Below are 22,618 nucleotides of genomic sequence, written 5' to 3' on the forward strand. Positions count from 1 at the left end.
AGGGTGGCTCTCCGCGGGCCAGCCGTGGGGAGACGCCTAGACGCTAACCCCCGGCGGTCAGACTTTGAGGTATTTGCGCGTCAGCACGAGTGTCGGGAGCAAGGTCAGCAGCGGACCGAGGATCGCGACCGTGCCTGCGGCGAGCCAGAACTCGTCCCACCCGATCCACGGGACGAACTTCAACCGGTTCTGGGAGAGCTCGTCGATGCCGAAGTACATGAACCCCCAGAGTGCGGCGCCGGCGAGCGCGACGCCGATGAGGGCGGTGACCAGCGCCTCGAGGAGGAAGGGCAGGGCGATGTAGAGCGTGGAGGCGCCCACGAGCCGCATGATGCCGATCTCCTTGCGCCGGGCGAAGGCCGCGAGCCGGATCGTGTTGGCCACCAGCAGCAGCGCGGCGAACACCAGGAACGCGGCGGTCCCGAGCGCGACCCACTGGAGCATGTTGATCGAGTCGAGGATCGGCGCCACCTGTTCTCGCATGTCGCGGACCTTGGAGACGCCGTCGAGTCCCTGCACGGCGCTGGTGATGCCCTGGTACTGCTGTGGGTCGTCGAGGGTGATCCAGATCGTCTGCGGCATGTCGGCGGCGGTGATCGCCGGGTTGTCGCCGGAGAACAGCTCGTCGCCGTAGAGCTCGCGGGCCTTGTCGAGCGCCTGCTCGCTGGACTCGAAGTGGAAGTCGGCGACCTCGGGGTTGTCGTCGACGACCTGCGAGATCTCGGTCTTCTGCGCGTCGGTGACCGCGTTGGGGCACACCGCGGCGCTGTCGTTGGCGCGGCAGAGGTAGACCGTGATCTGGAGCTGGTTGCCCCAGTGCTCGGCGGCCCTGGCGGCCTGCTGGTTGAACAGCACGCCGACCCCGACCAGCGTCAGCGAGACGAACAGGGTGAGCACCACGGCGAGGTGCATGGACAGGTTGCGTCGCAGGCCCTGGCCGAGCTCGGAGAAGACGTAACGAAGCTGCATGGGGTGGAGGCTCTCGATCTGTGGGGGACGATCCGGTGGGGAGACCGGGACCGGCTAGTTCTGGTGGCCGTAGACGCCCTGCGCCTGGTCGCGGACGACGTGGCCGTTCTCGAGCTCGATCACGCGCTTGCGCATCTGGTCGACGATGCTCGAGTCGTGGGTCGCCATCACGACCGTCGTACCCGTGCGGTTGATGCGGTCGAGCAGCTTCATGATCCCGACGGACGTGGTCGGGTCGAGGTTGCCGGTGGGCTCGTCGGCGATGAGGATCATCGGCCGGTTGACGAACGCGCGCGCCACCGCGACGCGCTGCTGCTCGCCACCGGACAGCTCGTCGGGCATCCGGTCGCCCTTGCCGCTGAGCCCCACGAGCTCGAGTGTCTCGGGGACGACGTCCTTGATCTCCTTGCGGGACTTGCCGATGACCTGGAGGGCGAAGGCGACGTTCTCCGTGACGGTCTTGTTGGGCAGCAGCCGGAAGTCCTGGAAGACGGTGCCGATGTCGCGCCGGAGCCGCGGCACCTTCCAGCCCGCCAGCCGGTTGATCTCCTTGCCGGCGACGTACACGCGCCCCTGGGAGGGGCGGTACTCGCGGAGCACGAGGCGGAGGAAGGTCGACTTGCCCGACCCCGAGGAACCCACGAGGAAGACGAACTCCCCCTTCTCGACGTCGACGGAGATGTTGTCGAGGGCGGGGTGGGGGTGGCCGGGATAGCTCTTGGTGACCTTCTCGAAGCGAATCACGCATCGAGGCTACGTGAGGGGTGCGCGCGAACCGGAAACGCGCGCCGCGGTGCAACCGGGGCGTGGCCCGGTGCGTGTTGGGTGGTGACGGCGCTCCTGGCAGGGGTGCCCTGACAGGGGGACACATGCGCGACGGAGCGGAGTCGGACTTCGCCGAGTTCTACGAGGCCACGTGGCCTCGCACGCTCGCGGTGACCTACGCCCTGACCGGCGACCGCGGTGCTGCCGAGGAGGTCGCCCAGGAGGCCTACGTCAAGGCGTGGCAGCACTGGAGCAAGGTGTCGCGCTACGAGCAACCGGGCGCGTGGGTCCGCCAGGTGGCCACCCGGCTCTCGGTCAGCCGGTGGCGGCGGGCGCGCGTGGCGGCCGGCTGGCTCGCGCGGAACCGGAGCGAGGCGCACGCCCCTCCCCCGGACGTGAACTCGACCGCACTGGTCGACGCGCTGCTCCGGATCCCCGAGGCCCAGCGTCGTGCGGTCGTCCTGCACCACCTCGCCGACCTCCCGGTCGACGAGGTCGCCCGCATCGAGCGCTGCCCCGCCGGGACCGTCAAGGCCCGGCTCTCCCGCGGTCGCGCCGCGCTCGCCCTCCTGCTCACCGACCACCCGGCAGACGAGCCGAACGGAGCCCAGACCCATGCCTGACCTCGACCACCTCGACCGCGCCTTCGAGGCGCTCACCCGCGACCTGGCCCACTCACCGCGCCCCGGCGCGGGCGCCGTCCTCGCGACCGCGCGCAAGCGCCGGCGGACGCGGGTGGGCGCCGTCGCGTTCGCCGCGCTCGCCGTCGTGGGCGGCGGGCTGACCGTGCCTGCCCTGATGGTCGCCGATGACGGCGGCCGCGGCGGCTGGACCGAGTCCGGTCCGCGCGAGGTGTCGTCGGTCGATGCCAAGGGCCCCCTCCCGGAGTGGACGGGGATCGACCTGGAAGGTGCCCTCGACGGTTGGCGCTCGCCGACCAAGCGCGCGCCGACCACCTCCCCGAACCTGCTGTGCCTCCACGACCGCCTCAACGGTGTGACCGCGCGGATCAGCGGTGGGGGTGGCTCGCCCTGGGGTCTCTCCTACGGCGTCTCGGCCTACGACGACCCCGCAGGCGGCGAGGCCAACGTCGAGCTGGTCCTCGACCAGCTCCGCGCCTGTTCGTCCCCCGACGTCCGGATCGAGACCTTGCCCAACGGCGTCCACGTGGCGACGTACGACACCGGCGGGCCGGAGCCGGACAACGCCATCTGGATCGCCGCCAACGGCGATCGAGCCGGGATGGTCGCGGTCGAGAGGACCGATCGGCCGCTGCCGGCCGGAGTGCGCGACGACGTCGCGGACGCGCTGTTCGAGATCCTGCACCTGCCGTGGGGTGAGCCCCCGACGTCTTGAGAGTTCTCGGTGCGGACCGGGGATCCTCATGACGTCCGCCTCAGCGCTGCATGGCCTCCACGGCTTCCTTGGCCTCCCGGAGGCCGCAGCCGGTCTTCTCCCGGTAGAGCTTGATCGCGTGGATCAGCTTGTCGTCGGCGAGGAGCGCCTGGACCTCGGCCAGCCACGGATCCGGCGTCGCGTGGGCCGCCGCGCTCGCCACCACCCCCGCGGGTGTCGCGGTCAGCTGGGCGAGCTGTGCCTCGAGCCGCGCGACGCGCCTCTCGAGCTCGGCGACCCGGTTGCGCTCGGCGTCGTTGGTGCCGCCGGGTCCGATGACCTCGGGCTTGCTGAAGAGTCCCATGGGCAGAACCCTAGGGGGTCAGGCGTCGACCTTCTCCGCTCCACGGCGCCAGCGGATGCCGGCCTCCATGAAGTCGTCGAGGTCGCCGTCGAAGACCGAGCTGGGGTTGCCGGACTCGTGGCCGGTCCGCAGGTCCTTGACGATCTGGTAGGGGTTGAGCACGTAGTTGCGCATCTGGTCGCCCCAGCTCGCGGCGACGTCGCCCTTGAGGTCCTTCTTGAGCGCGGCCTCCTCGGCCTTCTTCTTCGCGAGCAGCTTGGCCTTGAGGACGACCATCGCGGACGCCTTGTTCTGCAGCTGTGACTTCTCGTTCTGGCAGGACACGACGATGCCCGTCGGGATGTGCGTGAGACGCACCGCGGAGTCGGTGGTGTTGACCGACTGGCCGCCGGGGCCGCCGGAGCGGAAGACGTCGGTGCGGATGTCGTTCTCGTCGACCTCGATCTCGTCGGTCTGCTCGAGCACCGGGACCACCTCCACGGCGGCGAACGAGGTCTGGCGACGACCCTGGTTGTCGAACGGGCTGATCCGCACCAGGCGGTGCGTGCCGGCCTCGACGGAGAGGGTGCCGTAGGCGTAGGGCGCGTGGATCGCGAACTCGGCGGACTTGATGCCCGCCTCCTCGGCGTAGGAGACGTCGTAGACCTCGACGCCGTACTTGTGCTGCTCGGCCCAGCGCGTGTACATCCGCATCAGCATCTCGGCGAAGTCAGCGGCGTCGACGCCGCCGGCACCCGAGCGGATCGTCACGATCGCCTCGCGCTCGTCGTACTCGCCGGAGAGCAGGGTGCGGATCTCGAGGGACTCGACGGACTTCTTGATGCGAGCCAGCTCGGCCTCGGAGTCGGCGAGCGTGTCGGCGTCGCCCTCCTCCTGCGCCATCTCGACCATCAGGCCGAGGTCCTCGATGCGGGACTCGAGGCCGGTGAAGCGGTCGAGCTCGCCCTGGAGCGCGGAGAGGCGACCGGTGATGCGGGTGGCGCTCTCGACGTCGTCCCAGAGGTCGGGTGCGGCGACCTGCTCGCTGAGGTCGGCGATCTCGCCACGCATCCGGTCGAGGTTGAGCACCTGGCCCACGGTCTTCATGGTCGCCTGGAGCTGCTTGATCTCTGCGTCGTAGTCGATGCCTGCCACAAGACGCAACAGTACGGCTCGGGCGTGAGAGGTGTCGAAAGCAGCGTCAGTAGGTGATGGTGACCGAGCCGTTTCCACCGCGTTGGGTGGCAGGACCATCACCCCGTCCGCCGTTGCCCGGTGCCGACGGTCCACTCGAGATCGTGACGGTGGCCGTGGGGGTGCCCCCGGTGAAGGACGAGCCGGCACCTCCGGCTCCCCCTGCGTCGGCGACCACGGTGTTGGTGCCAGACGTGTAGGTGTACGTGCGCCAACCACCAGAGCCGCCGCCTGCGTAGCCACCGCCACCGCCACCGGATCCGGCTGCGCCCGAGCCTCGTGTGACGCCGGCGGCACCTGCGCCTCCCGATGTCGCGTTGAACGATCCTCCGGCGTTGCCGCCGCCGCCGGACCCTGCGGTGGCCACACCGGTAGCGCTGCCGACTCCGCCGGCCGCGCCCCCGGAGGTCGCACCGGTGGGTTGGCCAACGGCGCCACCACCACCTGCAGCAGTGATGGAGTAGCCCGGGCTCACCGATGAAGAGGTCGCAGCGCCTCCGTTGCCTGCCGTGCCAGCGGAGGATCCGCCGGTCCCGGCGTCGCTCGTGTTCGTGTTGGGCGCGCTGACTGTTCCCTTGCCGCCGCCGCCGCCTGCCACGACGGCCACGAGACCTTCGACGAGAATGGCACTGCCGCCGCCTCCCCCTCCGCCGAACACTGCCGATCCACGGCCGCCGTTACCCCCGGCACCGAATCCGGCTCCGCCCACGCCGGCGGTCGATGCGGTGGTGATGCCCTCGCCACCCCCGGCACCGACAGTTCCCGTGAGGACGACGCCGCCAGAGTTGCTCGAGAGCGTGATCGTCCCTGCGATTCGAGCGCCTGAGCCGCCCGAGTAGGCGGCGCTGCCACCACCTCCACCGCCGACAAGAATGAAGTTGACGAGCCGGATCCCGGCAGGCACAACGACCGAGAAAGGCCCCGGCGTGGACTGGTTGTAGGTCAGGCTGGCGGCGAACGCCGGAGCAGCGGCGCCCACGGCGATGACCGGGACGCTCCAGGCCACCCCTCGGGTGAAGGATCGACGGGTCGGTGAGATTCCTGGGCCACTGGGAGCCCCCGGCCGGTGGTCCATCGATGTCCTTCCCGAGATCGGATCGCCAAAGTAAAGGATATCGGGTTCGGCCAAGGACACGTCGAAGCTGGTCCGGAGCTCGGGATCCCCGGACCTGCGTGGCTATCCCGGTCGTCGGTCGACCGGGGTGATCAGAACTTCAGGACGACCGAGCCGTCACCACCCTTTCCGGCAGTCCCGGCCCCCGAGCCGCCGTTGTTGGCGGCGACGGGTCCCGTCACGAGGCTCAGCGAGACGCCTGTGGCGCCTCCGACGTAGCTGGAGCCGGCACCGCCCGCGCCGCCCAGGTGGAGGTTGGCGGTCAGGAGGACGTCGACACTGCGGGTCCCTCCGGAGCCACCCCCGGCGAAGCCTCCGCCACCGCCTCCTGCGCCGGCGTTGGCCCTGGCCGCACCGGCCGCACCGTCGCCTCCGCGGTTGGCGCCGGAGCCGTTGCCTCCTCCGGCCGTGCCGGCTGCCATCGCCACAGTGCTGGCGCCGAGCCCGGTGGTGGTGCCGCTGCTGCCCGCCGCGCCCCCGGTCGTCGGACCCGTCGGTGCGCCGCTGGCGCCGCCGCCACCTCCGGCACTGCCACTGCCCAAGGCGTACGACGCCGCAGCATCGCCTCCGTTGCCGGCCTGGGCGGCGGACGCCCCGCCGGCTCCGTGCGTCGACGCGAGAGTGTTGGCCGGCCCGGACAGTGCGCCCTTCCCGCCACCGCCTCCCGCCACGACGATCGGGGTCGTGGTGCCCAGCAGGACAGCGCTCCCACCGCCGCCGCCGCCGGCGACGACGGTCGTCCCGCGTCCTCCCGCCCCGCCGGCGCCGTAGCCGCTCCCGGCCGCTCCTGCGGAGGCGGCGGTCCCGTTGCCCTCGCCGCCACCGCCGCCGACGACGACGGTCAGCAGCGTGCCCGAGGACGACGACGGCAGCGTGATGGTGCCGGTGACCCGGGCTCCGGACCCACCGGAGGACTCGGCACCACCACCCCCACCGGCACCGTTGACCTCGAAGCGCACCGAGAGGTAGCCCGCGGGGATCGTGACGGCGTAGGTCCCGGGGGTGGAGTAGGTGTTGGTGAAGCTCGCGGCGAAGGCGGGCGCAGCGGTCGCGATCGTGATCACCGGCGCACTCCAGGCCACACCGCGGGTGAAGGTGCGCCGGGTGACGTCACCCGGCGACGCAGGCTCCCGCCCCCGCTGGTGCTCCATGACCGACCCCCGTGCCGTGCGCTGTTAACAGAAATACCTGATAGCCACACAACAGTAACAACGCGGGCGCGATCCGGGGCCTGTTCCCGGATCACGCCCGCGCTGGATCGGGGCGGTGCTCAGCGCGTGCAGAGCACCTCGGGGGTGGCGACGGCCGCGACGGCGGCCGGCGTCTCGCTGGTGGTGAGATCGAGCTTGAGCCGGAAGACGTCGGTGAGGTCGAGGACCTCGTCGGCCACCACGGTGCCGACGCTCAGGGCGTGGCTGGCCAGGACCTTGCCGTCACCGGTCACGTTGATCGCACCGGAAGAGCCGGTGGCCGAGGAGTCGGTGAGGGCGTACGTCGCCCGCATCTCGGTGCACTTGCGGCCGAGGGTGTACTCGACGGAGGACGGCGTGCCGGCGACGGAGGTGGCCAGGCTCTGGCCGAAGTACTCGGCCCCGATGAGGACGCCGGTGCTGTCGAGGTTCACCCGCGGGCCCGCGGTCCGGGAGACGAGCTTCTCCCAGCGGTACACCTGCACCTCGACCGGCTTGCTGAAGCCCTTGGCGATGCCGCGCGAGCCCGGCTTCAGGACGCGGTACTCCCGCGGCCCGGGGGTCGACGGCTTGTCGGTGAGCAGGTAGGTCCCGTTGCGCTTGACCTTCGCGTTGCCGGTGACCGTCCACTTCTTCTTGTTCCCGACCCGCTGCTGCAGGACGACCTTCTCGCCGGCGGCCTTCGGCGTGACCCGGCCGCGCACCTTGACGACGTCCTCCTTGGCCACGGCCTCGGACAGGTTGGCCTTGGCGGTCACCGTGTAGGTCTGCGCCTTCGCCGGAGCGGCGTGGGTGGGCGCGGCGATGGACAACGAGCCGAGCGCGACCGCAGCGGCGGCGGCGCAGGTGGTGAGGCGGTTCATGTGGTTCTCCCCCATGTTTCGGTGGGGCCCGAGGGGCCCCGTTCGGCAAGGGAGACGCAGGTGGTCAGCGATAAGTTGCGACGCTCTGCAGAAGCGCTCCCGCGCGAGGAGGGACGGTGACGTGGTCGCCGTCGAGCCTCACGCCCGACGGCGTCTCGAAGAGCACCGTGGTCGCGTCGGTCTCCACCACGACCTCGGCTTCGCCGGCGTTGACGAGGACCACGAGGTCGCCGCGCCGCATCGTGAAGATCCGACCCTCGACGGAGCACGAGACCGAGCCGAAGGCAGGGTCGCTCAGCTGCGGCAGCTCACGCCGCAGCCGCAGCAGCCGGCGGTAGCAGTCCAGCACCACGGCGTGACGGCCCTCGGCGAGCTCGTCCCAGTCGAGCCTCGAGCGATGGAACGTCGCAGGGTCCTGAGGGTCCGGCACCTCGTCGGGGTCCCAGCCCATCTTCTCGAACTCCGCGATCCGTCCCTCGGCGGTGGCCCTGCCGAGCTCGGGCTCCGGGTGGGAGGTGAAGAACTGGAACGGCGACGAGGCCGCCCACTCCTCCCCCATGAACAGCATCGGCGTGAACGGGCCGGCGAGCGTCAGCAGCGCCGCGCAGGCGAGCTGGTCGTCGTCGAGGTGCTCGGCGAGGCGGTCGCCGCGCGCGCGGTTGCCGATCTGGTCGTGGTTCTGGTTCGCCACTACGAGTCGCCACGTCGGCATCGCCGCGGTGTCGACCGGACGGCCGTGGTCGCGCCCGCGGAACGAGGAGAACGTGCCGTCGTGGAAGAAGCCCCTCTCGCAGACCTTGGCGAGCGCCTCGAGCGGCTCGAAGTCGGCGTAGTAGCCGGTCGTCTCACCGCTCAGGGCTACGTGCACCGCGTGGTGGAAGTCGTCGCTCCACTGGGCGTCGAGCCCGTGCCCGCCGGCCTCGCGCGGCGTGACCAGGCGGGTGTCGTTGAGGTCGGACTCGGCGATCAGCGTCAGCGGCCGGCGCAGGTGGGCCGAGAGCGCTGCGGTCTCGATCGCCATCTCCTCGAGCAGGTGGACCTCGGAGGTGTCGCTCAGGGCGTGCACGGCGTCGAGGCGCAGCGCGTCGACGTGGTGGTCCTCGAACCACATCCGCACGTTGTCGAGGATGTAGCGGCGGACCTCGGCCGAACCCTCGCCGTCGAGGTTGACCAGGTCCCCCCAGGTGTTGCGCCCGTCCTTGAGGTAGGGGCCGAAGAGCGGCAGGTAGTTGCCCGAGGGCCCGAGGTGGTTGTGGACCACGTCCTGCACGACGCCGAGGCCGCGGGCGTGGCAGGCGTCGACGAAGCGCTTGTAGGCCTCCGAGCCGCCGTAGCCCTCGTGCACGGCGAACCAGCCGACGCCGTCGTAGCCCCAGTTGTGCGTGCCGTTGAAGGCGTTGACCGGCATCAGCTCGACGAAGTCGATCCCGAGCCCCACGAGGTGGTCGAGCCGTCCGATCGCCGCGTCGAGGTCACCCGTCGGCGTGAACGTCCCGACGTGGAGCTCGTAGATGACCGACCCCGCGAGCTGCCGGCCGGTCCAGCCGGCGTCCTGCCACTCGTACGTCGTCAGGTCCCGTCGCGACAGCTCGTGCACGCCGCCGGGCTGACGCCGCGAGCGCGGATCGGGTCGTGGCTCGGGGTCGTCGTCGAGGAGGTAGCCGTAGTCGACGTCGCCGTCATCTCCCCGCACGGGGATCGGCTCGGCGGGCGTCCACCAGTCGTCGTTCCCCCGTCGCATCTCGACGACCCCACCGCCGTCGCCGCCGATGACCAGCCGGACGCGCTCGGGACGGGGCGCCCAGACGTCGAAGGGTCCACGCTCGTTCAAGCTCACCTCGATCAGTCCTTCCTCACCAGCAGCGCGACCGGGTGGACCGCGAGCAGGTCGGCCAGCCGGCCGTCGGTGTCGAGACCGGTCAGCACGTCGTGCCAGGTGCCGTCGGGCAGGTCGAGCACCGTCTCACCCCAGCCGCCGTCGGCGTCGAGCCCGACCGGGAGGCGGGTCACGACGGTGATCGCCCCGCCCCGGTCGTAGGCCACGACGTGGTCAGCGGTGACACCGGTCGCGCTGACAGGCGTGTAGCCCGAGAACAGCTCGGGTCGCTCGCGGCGCAGGGTGAGGGCCGAGCAGGTGACGTGCAGCTTCGCGGCCGCATCGTCCTCGGCGGAGCCGGCCAGCACCGCGACGCGGTGCTCGAAGTCGACCGGTCGGCGGTTGTCGGGGTCGACCAGCGAGGTCTCCCAGAGCTCGCTGCCCTGGTAGACGTCGGGCACACCGGGGATCGTGATGGCGAGCAGCTTGGCGGCCAGCGAGTTGGCCTGGGCCGCGGCATCGATGCGGTGGGCAAGACCCCGCAGGACCTCGCGCACCCCGTCTGCGTCGAAGACCGCGTCGACCGCGGCGTGGACCTGGGTCTCGTACGCCTCGTCGGGCTCGGTCCACGTCGTGCGGTCGCCGGCCTCGCGCATCGCCTTCTCGGCATAGCCGTGCAGCCGGTCCCGGAGGTCGGGCAGGTGGTCGGGCGTCCAGGCACCGAGGACGGCCTGCCACAGCAGCGACCCGAAGGCCGGGTCGGGCACCGGCGCGAGGCGCAGCAGCTCCTCGAGGGCCTGCTCCCAGCGGCCGGGCTCCTCGGCGAGGACCGTGATGCGGGCGCGGACGTCCTCGCCGCGCTTGGTGTCGTGGGTCGAGAGGGTGACCATCGCGTCGGGCCAGTCGCGCTGGCGCGCGGCCATCGCCTCGTGGAAGGTGGCGACGTCGACGGCGAAGATCGACGGGTCCGCGCCGACCTCGTTGAGCGAGGTGAGCCGCGACCAGCGGTAGAAGGAGCAGTCCTCGACGCCCTTGGCCATGACCATCCCGGAGGTCTGCTGGAAGCGCCGCGCCGGCTGGCCCCACTCGTCGTGGAGCACCGGCTCGATCACGTCGTACGTCGAGCCGAGGTCGGGGCGTGCGGTCCGGGCGGCGAAGAACGCCTGGTCGAGGTGGTCGCGCCCCTCGGGGAGGTAGGAGCGGTAGACCGGGAAGCAGGCCAGCAGCTCGGCGACCGCGTCGGCGACGGCGTCCTCGTCCACGGTGTCGACCACCTTGGCGACCTCGCGGGTGATCCGGAGGACCTCCGAGTGGAGGATCCCGTCGGCGACGGCGCGCTTGTTGTCGTGGACCACCCGGGGCCAGTCGACGGGTGCGCCGCGCAGGCGGTTCTCCAGCGCGGTCAGCGGGGCCTCGCCGGCCGGGTCCGTGAGGACCCGGTCGATCAGGGCGAGGGCGTCGTAGCCGGTGGTGCCGGCGGTCGCCCACTCGCGCGGGAGCTCCTCGCCGGGCTCGAGGATCTTCTCGACCAGGACGTACGCGCCGCCGGTGAGGGCGGCCAGGTCGTCGAGGTAGCGCTTGGGGTCGCGCAACCCGTCGGGGTGGTCGACCCGAAGGCCGTCGACGAGCCCCTCGTCGAACCACCGCTTGATCTCGACGTGGGTGTCGGCGAAGACCTCCGGGTCCTCGACCCGGACCGCGGCGAGCGTGTTGACGGCGAAGAAGCGCCGGTAGTTCAGGTCCTCGTCGGCCGCACGCCAGCTGACGAGGTCGTAGTGCTGCTCCTCGAGGGTGGTCGTCCCGGGAGCCAGCGGGAAGCGGTGGTCGTGGTAGCGGACCTCTCCGCCCTCGACGCGGATCGCGTCCTCGTCGTCGTCGCCGACCACCGGGATGACGATGCGGCCGTCACCGGCGGCCCAGTCGACGTCGAAGGCGTTGGCGTGCTCGGACGCGCGGCCCAGCCGCAGCACGTCCCACCACCACGGGTCCTCCGACGGTGTGGCGACGCCGACGTGGTTGGGGACGATGTCGACGAGGACGCCCATCCCGAGACGACGGGCCTCGGCGGACAGGGCGGCGAGCCCCTCCTCTCCCCCGCGCTCGGGGTCGACGTGGTCGAAGGCGACCACGTCGTAGCCGTGCGTGCTGCCGGGCTCGGAGGCGAGCAGCGGCGAGAGGTAGACCCAGTCGATACCGAGGTCGTGCAGGTAGGGCAGCACGCCGGCCGCGTCGTGCAGCGTGAAGTCCTGGCTGACCTGGAGCCGATAGGTGCTGTGCGGCCTCCGCTGGTCCGGGTGGGGTGCCATCAGGCGTCCGTGGTGGTCCGGGCGGCGAGCGATGCCGCGACCGAGTGGTCCGGCGTGGCCTCGGGCTCGCTGTGCTCGCGGAGCACGACGAGGCTGTGGGTGCCGAGCTCGTAGGTCGCACCGGCCTCCAGCGTCGGGTCTGCGTCGGCGTCACCCCCGGTGTCGATCACCACGTCCCAGGCGCCGGCGTACTCCTCCGGCGGCAGGGTCACCTGCGCGGGCCCGTCGGCGTTGAAGTAGAGCAGGAAGTGGGCATCGGTGATGGTGCGCCCGCGGGCGTCCTTGCCGGCGATGCCGTTGCCGTTGAGGTACATCCCGATCGCCTTGCCGCCCTCGTCCCACGCGCCGTCGGCCATGGGCTCGCCGTCGAGGCCGAGCCAGACGATGTCGTTGAGCCGCTCGCCGTCGCCGGTGCGCACGGTGCTGCCGGTGAAGAAGCGCTTGCGGTGGAAGGTCGGGTGGTCGGCGCGCAGCTTCGCGACCGCGGCGGTGAACTCGATGAGCGGCTTGTCGGCATCGTCCCAGTGCACCCAGCTGATCTCGCTGTCCTGGGCATAGGTGTTGTTGTTGCCGTCCTGGGTGCGGCTGAGCTCGTCGCCGTGCAGCAGCATCGGCACGCCCTGGCTGAGCAGCAGCGTCGCGATGAAGTTGCGCTGCTCGCGGGCCCGCGCCTCGAGGATCTCGGCGTCCTCGGTCGGGCCCTCCACGCCGTGGTTCCACGACCGGTTGTGGCTCTCGCCGTCGTTGTTGTCCTCGCCGTTGGCCTCGTTGTGCTTCTCGTTGTACGACACGAGGTCGCGCAGCGTGAAGCCGTCGTGGGCGGTGACGAAGTTGATGCTGGCGAACGGCCGACGCCCGGAGTGCTCGTAGAGGTCGGAGGAGCCGGACAGACGCGAGGCGAAGTCGCCGAGCGAGGGCTCGCCGCGCCAGAAGTCGCGGACCGTGTCGCGGTAGTCGCCGTTCCACTCGGTCCACTGCGGCGGGAAGCCGCCGACCTGGTAGCCGCCGGGGCCGATGTCCCACGGCTCGGCGATCAGCTTCACCTGGCTGACGACCGGGTCCTGCTGCACCATCTCGAAGAAGGTGGAGAGCTTGTCGACGTCGTAGAACTCGCGGGCCAGCGTGGCGGCGAGGTCGAAGCGGAATCCGTCGACGTGCATCTCGGTCACCCAGTAGCGCAGCGAGTCCATGATCAGCTGCACCGAGTGCGGGTGACGCACGTTGAGGCTGTTGCCGGTGCCGGTGTAGTCCATGTAGTAGCGCTGGTCGTCCTCGACGAGCCGGTAGTAGGCCGGGTTGTCGATGCCCTTGAAGCTCAGCGTCGGACCGAGGTGGTTGCCCTCGGCGGTGTGGTTGTAGACGACGTCGAGGATGACCTCGATGCCGGCGACGTGCATCGCCTTCACCATCGCCTTGAACTCCTGCACCTGCTGGCCGTGCTGGCTGGAGGCGTAGTCGGCGTGCGGGGCGAAGAAGCCGAGGGTGTTGTAGCCCCAGTAGTTGCGCAGGCCCTGGGCGAGCAGCGTGGAGTCCTGGACGAACTGGTGCACCGGCATGAGCTCGATCGCGGTGACCCCGAGCTTGGTCAGGTGGGCGGTGATCGCCGGGTGCGCGAGGCCGGCGTACGTCCCACGCTGCTCCTCGGGGATCTCGGGGTGCAGCTCGGTGAGGCCCTTGACGTGCGCCTCGTAGATGAAGGACTCGTTGTAGGGGATCGCCAGTCGGCGGTCGCCCTCCCAGTCGAAGAACGGGTTGATGACGACGCCGTGCGTCATGTGCGCGGCCGAGTCGTCGTCGTTGCGCGAGTCCTCCTCGCCGAAGTCGTAGCCGAAGAGGGACTGGTCCCAGTCGATGTCGCCGGCGGTGGCCTTGGCGTAGGGGTCGAGCAGCAGCTTGTGGGGGTTGCAGCGCAGGCCCTGGGTCGGGTCCCAGGGGCCGTGGACGCGGTAGCCGTAGTGCTGGCCGGGCTGGACGGTCGGCAGGTAGCAGTGCCACACGTAGGCGTCGACCTCGGTGACCTCGAGCCTGGTCTCGACGAAGCTGCCGGGCTGGTCCGGGTCGGGCTCGAAGAGGCACAGCTCGACGCGCTCGGCCACCTCGCTGAAGAGGGCGAAGTTGGTGCCGCTGCCGTCGAAGGTCGCACCCAGGGGGTAGGCCGTGCCCGGCCAGATCTCGGTCATGCTGTGACGCTACCGGCGATGGGAGTCCCCGCCTCAAGCGCGACCCTCCGTAGAGGTGGACACGGTGGCCAGCGTCACCACGGCGACGTCGGCTCTGCGGGGCTGAGGGCACACTGGGCTGCGTGACCGCCCGCATGCTCGCCTCCCTGTCCCCGCAGCGCCGGCGGCTGGTGGTCGGGGTGGTCGTGCTGGCGCTCGTCGCGGTGGCGGGCATCGTCGCCGCGGTCGTCGTGGGACGCGGACCGACCGTCGACCCCGTGGCGCAGGACCGGCCCGGTCCCGTGCTGCTGGTGCCGGGCTTCGGCGGCTCGACGACCGCGCTCGAGGTGCTCGCCGCCGACCTCGAGTCCGTCGGCCGAGACGCACGTGTGGTGCCGGCGACCGGCGGCGGCACCGGTGACCTGCGCGAGCGCGCCGAGGACCTCGGGCGGGTCGTCGACGACGTGCTCGACGCGACCGGCGCACCGTCGGTCGACATCGTGGGCTACTCCGCGGGCGGGGTGGTGCTGCGGCTCTACGTCGCCGACCTCGGTGGCGGCTCGAAGGTCCGCCGGGCGGTGACCCTCTCCTCCCCGCACCACGGCACCGACCTCGCGGGCCTGGCCTCGTCCTTCGGCTCCGAGACCTGTCCGGAGGCCTGTCAGCAGCTCGCGCCGGACTCCGACCTGCTCCGCGACCTCAACGCCGGTGACGAGACCCCGCCCGGCCCGGTCTGGGTCGCGCTGTGGACCGCGGACGACAAGACCGTCGTGCCGCCGACCTCCGGCGAGCTCGAGGGCGCGCTCGACTATCCGGTGCAGAGCGTGTGTCCCGACCTGGTCGTCGGCCATCCCGACGTCCCCCGCACGCCGGCGGTCATCGCGATGGTCGAGTCGGCCCTCGGGCCCGCCGCGCCGACGCGACCCGGCAGCGAGGTCTGCTCGGGCTGAGTGTCAGTCGGTGATGTCCTTGGTCGTGAAGCTGGCCCAGGCCGCGCCGAGGAAGACCACGACGTACGCCCCCTGCACCAGCACCCCGCGCACGACCTCGTCCCACCGGATCGGGTCGCGGAACAGGTCGACGAAGGCCAGCCAGTGACGCGTGAGGAGGTAGGGGTGCAGCGCCTGCGCGGCATCGAGGGTGAGCAGCAGCGTGGACGCGACCAGCAGGGTCATCGCACCCATCGCCGCGCCGAGCGGTGAGCGGGCCACGGTCGAGAGGAACAGCGCGACGGCGGCGACGCCGAGCATGCACAGCATCGCGTAGGCGAAGGCCAGGCCGGTGCGTCCGACCAGCTCCGGGGTGGACATGGGCGAGCCCGAGATGCTGGTGGTCGGCCCGGTGACGGTGACGGTCTGGTCGCCCAGCAGCAGCACCCCGACGACGTACGACGTCACGGCCACGACGAGCACGGTGACGACGACGAACGCCATGACGGCCACCAGCTTGGCCACCAGCAGGCGGGTCCGGCCCACCGGGCGGATGAGCAGGTAGCGCAGCGTGCCCTGCTGCGCCTCGCCCGCGACGGCCTCCCCCGCGACGAGGGCGACGGCGATCGGGAGGAAGAGCGGCAGCACCATGGCCAGCGCGGCCAGCGGGAAGAGCGTGCCGTCGGTGAGCACCGCGGAGAGGAACGCCGGGCCGGTGCCGGGCCGCGGACCGAGGTCGGTCATCGCGAGCAGCACCGCCACCAGCGTCGGCAGCGCGTCGATGATCGCGATGGTGCCCCACGTGCGCCGGTTGCGGAGCAGCTTGGACAGCTCGGCGTGGATCATGCGCTGGCCCCCGCTCGTCCGAACCGGTCGGTGCCGGAGGTGGTGGCGGCGAGCACGACGTCCTCGAGGTGCCGGCGCTCAGGGCTCAGCAGCGTGACGCGCACGCCGGCCTCCACCAGCCGGGCGTTGAGGTCGGCGGGCTCGGCGCCGCGCACCAGGAGGCGGCCGCCCTCGTGCTCGTCCACGGTGGACTCCACCTCGAGGTCGGGCATGGTCGCGAGCAGGCGCCGCGCCTCCTCGAGGTCGGGGGTGCGCACCTCGGTCCGGCCGGTGGGCCCGCGCAGCGCGTCCATCTGGTCCTGCAGGACGAGCCGTCCGCCGTCCAGCACGCCCACCCGGGTGCACATCTGCTCGATCTCCGCGAGCAGGTGGCTGGAGAGGAAGACGGTGGTGCCCTCGCGGTTGAGCTCGAGCAGGAGGGTGCGGATCTCGTGGATCCCCTGCGGGTCGAGGCCGTTGGTCGGCTCGTCGAGCACCAGTAGATCCGGTCGGCGCAGCAGTGCCGCGGCCAGGCCGAGGCGCTGGCGCATCCCCAGGGAGTACGCCCGCGCCGGCCGGCCGTCGACGCTGGCCAGGCCCACGCGCTCCAGTGCCTCGTCGATGCGGCGCGTGCGGGTGCGGCGCGGTCCGTCGGCACCGGTGGCGTCGAGGAGCGCGAGGTTGGCGCGTCCCGAGAGGTGCGGATAGGTGCCCGGCCCCTCGACCAAGGCGCCCACGCGCGGCAGCACTGCCCTCGCCGAGCCGGGCATCGGCTCGCCGAGCACCTCGATGTCACCCGAGGTGGCGAGCACCAGCCCGAGCAGCATCCTCACCGTCGTGGTCTTGCCCGACCCGTTCGCGCCGAGGAACCCGTAGACGTCACCCTCGCGGACGTCGAGGGCGACCGCGTCGACGGCGGTCACCCGGCCGAAGCGCTTGGTGAGCGCGTCGGTGCGGATCACGCGGCGTACGTCGTCGGCGGTGGCGCTCGTCGGTGTCGCGCTCATCGCGCCTCGTCCACGAAGACGAAGCCGGCGACCACGTCACGCCCGGCTCGCTCCAAGGCGTCCCGGGTCAGGGTGCCCGCCAGCAGCCAGCCGCCGTCACCGTCCCCTCCGGTCAGCAACACCCCGAGCGGCCCGACGGAGACGACCGTGCGCTCCGTGTCCTGCTCGACGCCGGGGGTGATCGCCATCTGGGTGCGGAGCGCGTCGGCCTCACGGTCGCGCAGCGGGATGGCGATCAGCTGGGCGGTCCCTTCGCCGTAGACCCCGACCGCGCCGTCGGACGCCGGCCCGAGGTCGAGACCCGCCGCGGTGGCGGGCGGGCGGACGGGGGCGTACTGGTTGGCCGCATCGGCGATGTCGAGCACGTCGTCGACGCTGACGTCCGTGCGCGCGGTGGGCTCGAAGGCGAGGACGTCGTCGGTGGGCGGCTCGGTCGAGACGTCGGTGAGGCTGCTGGTGAACGACGGCGTGGCCTGCCCGGTGGCGTAGACCTCGACCAGGAGGGGCAGGTGCGAGTCCTGGCCGGTCCAGATGTCGACCCGACCGATGCTCGACAGGTCCGACGGCGGCCGGACGCGCAGTCCCGCGGCACTCTCGCCGGCCAGCCGACGCGTCGGCAGCGGGGACACGTCGGCGTCGCTCACGCCGCGGAGCAGCCGTTCGGCCAGCACCGGTGGCACCAGGTCGGCGGGACGGGGCAGCCGGATGGCCGGGTCGCGACTGTAGGTCGCCTCGGCGCGCTCGAAGCTCCACTCCAGCGTCGTGTCGCCGTTGCGGCGGATGTCGGTCTCACCGGTGGTCAGGAGCCGGTCGACACGCCAGTGCTCGGGGTCGCGCCACCAGGCACGCAGGGTGGTGCGCTCGCCGAAGAGCGCCGCCACGCCACCGAACCGGTCGGCGTCCGGGAGCTGCAGGGTGCCCTCGGTCTCGACGGTCCCCGACCACGGCTCGTCCACCGCGGCGCGGGTCTGCTCCAGCAGCTCGGTCGGGCCGACGTCCGCCTCCCCGGCCGGCAGCCACCGCCCCACGAGTGGCGCGACGACGAGCAGTCCCGCTGCCAGCGCCACCACGCACCAGCGGGAGACTCGAGTCATCCTCCGGACAGTACGCGCCGCCCTCCAACCGCACGGCCCGAAGCTGCTCAGCCACCCGGCCGGATGGTCACGGCGGCGGTGCTGCTGGCGCCGACCATCGGCCTGCTCGGCGATCCGGGGATGGTGAGCGGCAGGTCGAGCGGAGCCTGCAGCCGGACGGTGACCGACCGGCCGACCGGGTCCACCCGCACCGCGACGTCGATGCCGGGGAACCTCCGGCCGGCGCCGGCTCGACCCAGGTAGTCGCGCACGGCCGCGGTGACGGCTGCCTCCTGCTGGGTCAGCCGCTCGGCGTCGAGGCCCTGCTCGTAGATCCCCGCCGAGCCGAGGTCGGCGCCGTAGAGGGCTGCTCCGTCGGCGAGGTTGTCCAACCCCTGCCGCTGGAGGTACGCCGCCGAGGCGTCGATGACGACCACGACCGCCATCAGCAGGATGCCGGCGAAGCCGATGATCAGCAGCGTGACCTGACCCCCGTCGTCGGTCTCGGGCCGTCGCCGTCTCATCGCTCCTGCGCTCCTGGCGCGCTCTCGACGTACTGCCCGATGGGCACGACGTGCGTGGCATCGAGGCCGAAGCTCGCGGAGCCGCGACCGAGGATGGTCGGGAAGAACGGGAGGTCCACGCCAGAGTCGACCCGGACCGTGATCACCGACGTGCCGACGTGGCAGCTCCCCGCCGGTGCGTCGCAGGTGATCCGCACCTGCGCGACCTGCCCCGGGGAGCCCTGGTCGGCCAGCACCTGCCGGACGGCGGCCCGGGCGCGGGCATCGCCGGTCGCGTCGTCGGGTGCGAGGGCGTACGCCCGGCCCGCGGCCCGCGCAGCGGCACTGGCCGCGAAGGCGCCGCGCTGCACCTCGAAGACCGACATCACGATCCAGATGATCGGCACCAGCAAGATGATCGCGAGCCAGCTGAACTCGATGAGGGCGGAGCCCCGGTCGTCGCGGCGGCGGGTCACGGCGCGACCTCGACCTCGGCGACCGCGTGGCCCGCGACCCGGACGTGGATGCGAGGTCCGCCGAGGCCCAGCACGTCGACGTCGGCCTCCACGACGGCGACGTAGCCGGGCGCACCACCGACGAGGGCGGGTCGCACGCTCACCGACCGCACGAACTGCCGCGACAGCGCGCCGCTGATGAGCTCCTGCGTCTTGGCCTGGCCCGCGGGCGCGGACGAGCCGGCCACCGCGGCGTGCCGCGCGCCCTCGGAGGCCGCCGACGCGAGCGTGTTGCGGACGTGGAGGACCAGTGCCAGCTGGAGGATGCCGAGCACCAGCGGCAGCAGGACCAGCAGGATCAGCACGAAGTCGACGACCGCCGCCCCACGTTCGCCGGTGCGAGCGCGACGTCGCACCGCGTCCCTCAGCCCCGCACCATCGCGAACGCCTGGGACAGCAGCGCCTGCAGCTGGTCGCGCACGAACGGGGTCAGCGCCGCGACCACGATCGCGGTCATCAGGGTGACCATCACCCAGCCGGGGACGTCCCCGCGTTCGTCGCGCCGACGATGTGGAGCGGCGAGGAATCCGATGAGGAGCAGCAGTCCCGCGAGCGGAAGGTGCATGGAGGTGTCCTTTCGAGTCGTGCAGGTCGGTGGCGGGTCAGGGCGTCGCGAGGCGCAGCCCGAGCACGCCGGGATAGAAGGCGAACAGGATCGTCACGGGGAGGACGAAGAACACGACCGGCGCCATCATCGCGATCTCCTTGCGCGCCGCGGTCTCGATGAGCAGGCGTCGCCCGGCCTCGCGTACGTCGGCCGCCTGGGCGTGCAGGACGTCGGCCAGCGGGGTGCCGCGCTCGGTGGCGACGGTGACGCCGGTGGCGAAGCGGGCCACGATCGGCAGGCCCGTCGTCCGGGCGAGCGACTCGAAGGCCGCGCCCACCGGCTCTCCGGTGCGGATCCGGGCGAGGACGTGGCCGAGCTCCTGGGACAGCGCGCCCCGGCTGCGGCGCACGACCCGGTCCAGCGCCGACACCGGGCTCTCACCGGCGGCGACCGACAGCGCGAGGAGCTCCGCGATCGTGGGGAACTCGACGAGGATCTGGCGCTCGCGATCCTTCACCTGCGAGCTCAGCCGGTTGTCGCGCAGGAGGACGCCGCAGACGAACCCGAGGCCGCAGAACACGATGGCCGAGGCGATCCCGCCGACCCCGCTCAGCGCCCGCAGCAGGGTGATCGCCGAGGCGGCGCCGAAGCCGACCAGGCCCCAGACGACCTGCTCGATGCGGAAGTCCTGCACAGTGTGGTCCAGGCCGGCGCGCTCCAGTCGGCGGCGTACGGACGAGCTGCCGCCGAGCACCCGCTCGACCAGCTCGGCGGTCGAGTCGAGGACCGGTCCGAAGATGCCGGCCGCGGCCGACGTCGGAGACGACGACGCCGGACGCAGGCTCGGGCTCCGGTCCTCCATCGGGAGGTCACGCAGGTAGGGCAGCACCCGGTCGGCGAGCTGTGGCCGGCGCAGCACGCTGACCCGCGCGACCACGAGCAGCAGCCCGACGCCCGCGACTGCACCGAGGACGGCTCCCCAGACGGTCGCGCTCACGACAGGATCCGCTTCTCGACGGGCAGCCGGCCGATCCGCATCATCGCGGTGTAGGCGAGCAGGCAGACCCCGAAGCCGATGCCCAGCACGAGCACACCCCCGGACGAGGCGTAGCGGCGGATCGCCGTGGTCTGGAAGGACATCAGCAGCAGCACGATCCATGGCGCCGAGACGGCCAGGCGCGCGCCGTTCACCGTCCAGGCCTGTCGTGACTCGAGCTCGGATCGCGTGCGGGCATCGTCGCGCAGGAAGCCGGAGAGGTTGCGCAGCAGGCGACCGAGGTCCCCGCCGCCGACCTCCCGCGCCAGCCGGAGGCCCTCGACGACACGGTCGCCGACGGGGTCGGCGAGGCGGTCCTTGAGCCGGTCGAGGCACTCCCCGAAGCGTCCGGTGACCTGGTAGTCGAGGGCGAACTGGGCGAAGTCGCCACGCAGGGCCTCCGGCCCGTTCGAGCCGAGCGCGGCGACGGCGTCCGGCAGGGAGAGGCCCGCGCGCACGGCGCTCGCGAGGTTGTCGACCGCCTCCGGCCAGACCTCGGCGAACTCACGGAGTCGGCGCGTGGCTCGCTGACGGAGCACGGCGATCGGGAGGTAGGCCGCCATCACGGCGAAGACGCATGCGACCGGGACCGTGCGCGAGACCGCCTGCACGAGGGTGAAGACCACCGCGAACAGCACCGCCGACAACGACAGGACGCTCGCAGGAGTGACGTCACCGAGGCCGGCTCGCCCGAGGAGCCGGCGCAGGGCCGAGGACGTGGGCGTCGTCGGCGCCGACGTGCGCGGCAGGGCGAACGCCGACCAGACCAGGAGCAGGCCGACGCCGACCCCGAGCCCGACGAGCGCGCCCATCAGCGCCCACCCGCGCTCTCGACGGCGAGCACCTGGTGGACGTCGATCCCCACGCGCTCGTAGCGCTCGACCTGGGCGGGCACTCCCCCCGTGCGCCGCAGCTCCGCGCCGTGACGGACGAAGATCGGCTCGACCTCGATGACGTCGGCCTCGACCCGGCCCGGGACCGAGACGATCTCGTTGACCCGGCGCACGCCGTCGGCGCCGACGCCCAGGTGGACGACGAGATCGACGGACGCGGCGACCGTGGGCACCACGAAGCGGGCGGAGATGTTGTCGCCCGCGAGCAGCGGCAGGGTGCACATCTTGACCAGCGCCTCGCGCGCGGAGTTGGCGTGGAGGGTGCACATCCCCGGCAGCCCGGAGTTGAGGGCCAGCAGCAGGTCGAGGCACTCGGCGGCGCGGACCTCGCCGACGATGATCCGGCTCGGACGCATCCGCAGCGCCTCCTTGACGAGGTCGCGCAGCACGATCTCGCCGGTCTGCTCGAGGCCCGCCTGCCGGGTCTGCATGGCCACCCAGTCCGGGTGGCTGAACCGCAGCTCGAAGACCTCCTCCGCGCTGACCACCCGCTCGCCGCCGGGCACCGACGCGGCCAGGCAGTTGAGCATCGTGGTCTTGCCCGCCTGGGTGCCGCCGGCGACCAGGATGTTCATCCCGGCACGCACCGAGGCCTCGAGGAAGCGGGCCGCCTGCGGCGTCAGGCTGCCCAGCGCGACGAGGTCGGCGAGCCGGTGCGCGCGGAGCAGGAACTTGCGGATGTTGACCGCGGTGAAGCCACGGGTGATCCCCTCGAGGACCACGTGGAGGCGGTGGCCCTCGGGCAGCATCGCGTCGACGAACGGGGTGCTGACGTCGAGACGGCGCCCGCTGGACTTGAGCATCCGCTCGACCAGCTCGTCGACCTGCTCCTTGTCGAGGCGGAGGTTGGTCAGCTCGTGGCGGCCTCGACGGGCGATGAACACGCGCTCGGGTGAGTTGATCCACACCTCCTCGACCTCGGGGTCCTCGAGGAACGGCTGCAGCGGGCCGAAGCCGGACACGCGGGCCACCAGCTGCCCGACCAGGGCGTCCGCGTCGGCGACCGGCGCCACCGCCCCGGTCAGGCTGAGCTCGTCGTGCGCCCGCACGACGTCCTCGGCGATCCGTCGCACGAGCAGCGCCTCGCGCTGCGGGTCGACGCCCTCGCGCCGCACCTGCTCGCGCACCCGCCCGTCGAGCCGCTCCACGAGGTCGGCGTCGCCGTCCGGGCGCGAGCGCACCGACCCCCGCTCGATGCGGTCAACTGCCATGGCGCCCTACCTCCCGGAGCGAGTG

Annotated in this window: 22 protein-coding genes; 3 read left to right on the forward strand and 19 right to left on the reverse strand. The window is 72.0% G+C overall.

The window, feature by feature from the left end; all coding sequences use genetic code 11:
• Positions 1-57: 57 nt before the first annotated feature.
• Together ftsX and ftsE are read right to left on the reverse strand one after the other, a co-directional pair.
• Positions 58-969 (reverse strand): permease-like cell division protein FtsX, encoded by a 912-nt coding sequence (ftsX, locus tag IEZ25_RS10000; protein ID WP_191199296.1) that lies wholly within the window; start codon positions 967-969, stop codon positions 58-60.
• A 54-nt stretch (positions 970-1,023) separates the two neighbouring features.
• Positions 1,024-1,713 (reverse strand): cell division ATP-binding protein FtsE, encoded by a 690-nt coding sequence (ftsE, locus tag IEZ25_RS10005; RefSeq protein WP_191199297.1) that lies wholly within the window; start codon positions 1,711-1,713, stop codon positions 1,024-1,026.
• 125 nt (positions 1,714-1,838) lie between these two features.
• Here ftsE and IEZ25_RS10010 point away from each other — a divergent pair, with 125 nt between their 5' ends.
• Both IEZ25_RS10010 and IEZ25_RS10015 read left to right on the forward strand, forming a co-directional pair.
• The gene (locus IEZ25_RS10010) at positions 1,839-2,357 is read left to right on the forward strand and encodes a SigE family RNA polymerase sigma factor (RefSeq protein ID WP_191199298.1); all 519 of its coding nucleotides are present in this window, start codon (positions 1,839-1,841) and stop codon (positions 2,355-2,357) included.
• On the forward strand, positions 2,350-3,090 hold the full coding sequence (locus IEZ25_RS10015) for a hypothetical protein (protein WP_191199299.1): 741 nt from the start codon (positions 2,350-2,352) through the stop codon (positions 3,088-3,090). Before IEZ25_RS10010 ends, IEZ25_RS10015 begins: the two co-directional genes overlap by 8 nt.
• A gap of 40 nt (positions 3,091-3,130) precedes the next feature.
• On the opposite strand, the gene IEZ25_RS10020 is transcribed toward IEZ25_RS10015, so the two are convergent.
• The 7 genes from IEZ25_RS10020 to glgX all read right to left on the reverse strand — a co-directional run bounded on the left by IEZ25_RS10020 (position 3,131) and on the right by glgX (position 14,075).
• Positions 3,131-3,433, reverse strand: coding sequence for a hypothetical protein (locus IEZ25_RS10020; RefSeq protein ID WP_191199300.1), 303 nt, complete (start codon positions 3,431-3,433; stop codon positions 3,131-3,133).
• A gap of 18 nt (positions 3,434-3,451) precedes the next feature.
• Complete coding sequence (gene prfB, locus IEZ25_RS10025; RefSeq protein WP_191199301.1) at positions 3,452-4,567, reverse strand: peptide chain release factor 2; 1,116 nt, start codon at positions 4,565-4,567, stop codon at positions 3,452-3,454.
• A 1,245-nt stretch (positions 4,568-5,812) separates the two neighbouring features.
• The gene (locus IEZ25_RS10030) at positions 5,813-6,871 is read right to left on the reverse strand and encodes a hypothetical protein (protein WP_191199302.1); all 1,059 of its coding nucleotides are present in this window, start codon (positions 6,869-6,871) and stop codon (positions 5,813-5,815) included.
• Between the two features lie 119 nt (positions 6,872-6,990).
• Positions 6,991-7,773 (reverse strand): NPCBM/NEW2 domain-containing protein, encoded by a 783-nt coding sequence (locus IEZ25_RS10035; protein ID WP_191199303.1) that lies wholly within the window; start codon positions 7,771-7,773, stop codon positions 6,991-6,993.
• Positions 7,774-7,837: 64 nt separating this feature from the next.
• Complete coding sequence (treZ, locus tag IEZ25_RS10040) at positions 7,838-9,610, reverse strand: malto-oligosyltrehalose trehalohydrolase (RefSeq protein ID WP_191199304.1); 1,773 nt, start codon at positions 9,608-9,610, stop codon at positions 7,838-7,840.
• 5 nt (positions 9,611-9,615) lie between these two features.
• Positions 9,616-11,895 (reverse strand): malto-oligosyltrehalose synthase, encoded by a 2,280-nt coding sequence (gene treY, locus IEZ25_RS10045; RefSeq protein WP_191199305.1) that lies wholly within the window; start codon positions 11,893-11,895, stop codon positions 9,616-9,618.
• Complete coding sequence (glgX, locus tag IEZ25_RS10050) at positions 11,895-14,075, reverse strand: glycogen debranching protein GlgX (protein WP_191199306.1); 2,181 nt, start codon at positions 14,073-14,075, stop codon at positions 11,895-11,897. Before glgX ends, treY begins: the two co-directional genes overlap by 1 nt.
• Positions 14,076-14,197: 122 nt before the next feature.
• On the opposite strand from glgX, the gene IEZ25_RS10055 reads away from it, so the two are divergent.
• Positions 14,198-15,004, forward strand: coding sequence for a lipase family alpha/beta hydrolase (locus tag IEZ25_RS10055; RefSeq protein ID WP_318152156.1), 807 nt, complete (start codon positions 14,198-14,200; stop codon positions 15,002-15,004).
• Positions 15,005-15,007: 3 nt separating this feature from the next.
• On the opposite strand, the gene IEZ25_RS10060 is transcribed toward IEZ25_RS10055, so the two are convergent.
• From IEZ25_RS10060 to IEZ25_RS10105, 10 genes are read right to left on the reverse strand one after another with little or no spacing between them, the layout of a single operon-like run.
• Positions 15,008-15,829: an ABC transporter permease gene (locus tag IEZ25_RS10060; RefSeq protein WP_191199307.1), complete on the reverse strand. Its 822-nt coding sequence runs from the start codon at positions 15,827-15,829 to the stop codon at positions 15,008-15,010.
• Entirely contained in the window at positions 15,826-16,815 is a 990-nt protein-coding gene (locus tag IEZ25_RS10065) for an ABC transporter ATP-binding protein (protein ID WP_224748828.1), read from the reverse strand. The genes IEZ25_RS10060 and IEZ25_RS10065 overlap by 4 nt, the downstream gene beginning before the upstream one ends.
• On the reverse strand, positions 16,812-17,909 hold the full coding sequence (locus IEZ25_RS10070) for a hypothetical protein (protein ID WP_191199308.1): 1,098 nt from the start codon (positions 17,907-17,909) through the stop codon (positions 16,812-16,814). Before IEZ25_RS10070 ends, IEZ25_RS10065 begins: the two co-directional genes overlap by 4 nt.
• Before the next feature lie 47 nt (positions 17,910-17,956).
• Complete coding sequence (locus tag IEZ25_RS10075) at positions 17,957-18,412, reverse strand: Tad domain-containing protein (RefSeq protein ID WP_191199309.1); 456 nt, start codon at positions 18,410-18,412, stop codon at positions 17,957-17,959.
• Positions 18,409-18,867, reverse strand: coding sequence for a hypothetical protein (locus IEZ25_RS10080; RefSeq protein ID WP_191199310.1), 459 nt, complete (start codon positions 18,865-18,867; stop codon positions 18,409-18,411). Before IEZ25_RS10080 ends, IEZ25_RS10075 begins: the two co-directional genes overlap by 4 nt.
• Positions 18,864-19,262 (reverse strand): TadE/TadG family type IV pilus assembly protein, encoded by a 399-nt coding sequence (locus IEZ25_RS10085; protein WP_318152157.1) that lies wholly within the window; start codon positions 19,260-19,262, stop codon positions 18,864-18,866. Before IEZ25_RS10085 ends, IEZ25_RS10080 begins: the two co-directional genes overlap by 4 nt.
• Before the next feature lie 8 nt (positions 19,263-19,270).
• Positions 19,271-19,471, reverse strand: a complete 201-nt coding sequence (locus tag IEZ25_RS10090) for a hypothetical protein (protein ID WP_224748829.1) — start codon at positions 19,469-19,471, stop codon at positions 19,271-19,273.
• Between the two features lie 37 nt (positions 19,472-19,508).
• On the reverse strand, positions 19,509-20,450 hold the full coding sequence (locus IEZ25_RS10095) for a type II secretion system F family protein (RefSeq protein ID WP_191199311.1): 942 nt from the start codon (positions 20,448-20,450) through the stop codon (positions 19,509-19,511).
• A complete protein-coding gene (locus IEZ25_RS10100; protein ID WP_191199312.1) occupies positions 20,447-21,301 on the reverse strand; it encodes a type II secretion system F family protein in 855 nt (284 codons plus the stop codon). The genes IEZ25_RS10095 and IEZ25_RS10100 overlap by 4 nt, the downstream gene beginning before the upstream one ends.
• Positions 21,301-22,593 (reverse strand): CpaF family protein, encoded by a 1,293-nt coding sequence (locus tag IEZ25_RS10105; protein WP_191199313.1) that lies wholly within the window; start codon positions 22,591-22,593, stop codon positions 21,301-21,303. Before IEZ25_RS10105 ends, IEZ25_RS10100 begins: the two co-directional genes overlap by 1 nt.
• Positions 22,594-22,618: the final 25 nt, after the last annotated feature.

This window comes from Nocardioides hwasunensis (assembly GCF_014779665.1).
Classification (GTDB): domain Bacteria; phylum Actinomycetota; class Actinomycetes; order Propionibacteriales; family Nocardioidaceae; genus Nocardioides; species Nocardioides hwasunensis.